This window comes from Parvibium lacunae (genome assembly GCF_003335215.1).
GTDB lineage: Bacteria > Pseudomonadota > Gammaproteobacteria > Burkholderiales > Burkholderiaceae_D > Parvibium > Parvibium lacunae.
This window is the reverse complement of the sequence record NZ_QPGB01000014.1, coordinates 1-2,093: the sequence shown is the minus strand read 5'-3', so window position 1 is coordinate 2,093 and position 2,093 is coordinate 1. Positions and strand designations below refer to the sequence as shown.

The following is a 2,093-nucleotide window of genomic DNA, read 5'->3' as shown; positions in this document are numbered from 1 at the left end:
TGGCCAACTTTGCCCGCAACGTACTCAAAGAACCGCTGCCCCCCAGTGCCAGCGAACTGGCCAAGCTAAGCCCCGAAGAAAGCAAGCGCACCCAAGAAAACTACCAACAAGCGCGGCGCGACTATGAAAACGGCCTGAACGGCATCCAAACCCTGGGCAGCACCCTGGTTGGCACCCTGGTTGGCACCCTGGTTGGCGCCTTAGGCGGCAAGCTAGAGACCGCGGCCCAAACCGCCCAATACAGCTACAACGCCGATGTCTTTAACCGGCAGCTGCACCCCGATCAAACCACCGCGATTAAAGCCCGAGCCAAACAACTCGCCGGACAAGATGGACGCAGTGCCTCGGAATGGGAAGCAGCACTGTTGCGACAAGCACTTAAATGGAACGACAGCGGCTTTGCGACTTATCAAGATGATCCCAAAGCCATGGCCCAACTCCGGCTGATTGAAACAAATGGTGGCCCCGCAATGGACTACCGTGGCACAGCGGAATACACCAATCACGCCATCAACAGCCAATACCTGCAAACGCAAAGTATGCGGGATGCCTACAACCTAGCGGGCTTACCACCGCAAATCAGCCGTGATGGTCTAACAAACAATGCCAACAAAGCCCTCATGGATGCGGCCAAGGATTGGCGCAACCTATCCAAACAACCGACCGACGTGAAGCTTTCGCTTGTCTATGCACTGGCCGACTCATTGAAGAATCAGCCGGATGGTAAAGAGCTGACCACCTTGCAAAAAGAAGGGATGAGTGTCAAAGACGCCGAAGCGTATCGTCAGCAAACGCAGAATCTATCGAGCACGCTGCGTCAGCTGATGGTGGACATGAACCGCAATGGTGAACTGCCAAAAGATTTACAAGCGCAACTAAAAACCCAGAACCAGATTGATATGATTGGGGCAGCCGCTATGATTGGTGGCGCAGCATTACGCGCTAAATCGGCACTGACTAAATACGGAAGCATTGATACCCCAGCAGGGAGCGGGGGAGCGAATTCTCGTGGTCTACCCGATCAAAATCTGGCCGACGCAGATTTTGCTGGACGAATTCCAGTACGCCCGCGTGATGGGCAGCCTACAGCCGGTACTCCTGTCACGGATACACCGCTGGGGCAGCATTTAATTCAAGCAGAGGTTAAAGGCTCAGGAAAGAATGCTTCTATTAGCGGCGGGCATAATATGAATGAGTTCAATGATGTTTTAAATGGTGCACAAGGTACGATTCTGAGTAAGGTCGAGATTGCTCCGGGTATTTACGATATTAAATATCAACTTCCGGGCGGTAAGTCTCAACCTAAAACCGTTTATGACCCCAATATTTATCCCGATACGCAAATGGCGAATATGGCTAGTGAGGCGGCAAGCAAGGCCGGATTGAATTATGCAAAAACTGGGGTTAAGGAACAGTACGTTGAAATTAACGGCGTGACGTTTTTTGTACCAATTAGCGTGCCGAGAGTGAAAGGGGGATACGCTGCTGACAATCCTGCGCAACCTTATATTCCGACAGTCTATCCAGTCAACCCCAAAGAAGCTAAGGGAAGTAAATAATGAGTGGGAAAAACCGCCCTTACAAAATATTGCCTAGTGTAAATATGGAAACTGAAAATATTGCCCCTTTACTTTGGTGTCTAGACTTTGCAATTGTTCCGCATTATCCCGTTGATTATTTTTTGCCGGGAATTTTTACAGACGACGAAAATGCGCTGGGGGGGGGGGATCCTGGATGGGTGTGGCATAGAGAAAAACAGTCAGATGGCACTTATAGATATTATGCTTGGACAGTCGAAGACACCAGCTACCTTGACCCCTGCGAAGGTGAATACGATGAAGCCACAGTTAAATACCATGTGCGCAGGGCTTTAGAAAACTTCCGTCAAGCACACCCAGAACGTAACGCAGAAGTCGATGAAGTTATTGCGAAGTATGCGCTCTGAATTTCGGCTTCACTTGCAAAACCGCCAGCCCCTGTGGCTGGCGGTATTACTTTGGCTGCTGATTGCGCTAGGGCTACAACCCGCAGCGCTAGCCGCCCAAGTTGGGCTCCCCAAGAACGGCAGCCAAAGCAGCCAAACGCAGAGCGTC

2 protein-coding genes are annotated in these 2,093 nt (G+C 51.1%); both read left to right on the top strand.

Annotation, left to right across the window (positions count from 1 at the left end; all coding sequences use genetic code 11):
• Window positions 1-1,559 (top strand): CdiA family toxin C-terminal domain-containing protein (locus DU000_RS12520; RefSeq protein ID WP_147267030.1); only part of this gene is annotated, 1,559 nt, incomplete at its 5' end.
• Window positions 1,559-1,945, top strand: coding sequence for a hypothetical protein (locus tag DU000_RS12515; protein ID WP_147267029.1), 387 nt, complete (start codon window positions 1,559-1,561; stop codon window positions 1,943-1,945). The genes DU000_RS12520 and DU000_RS12515, both read left to right, overlap by 1 nt.
• Window positions 1,946-2,093: the final 148 nt, after the last annotated feature.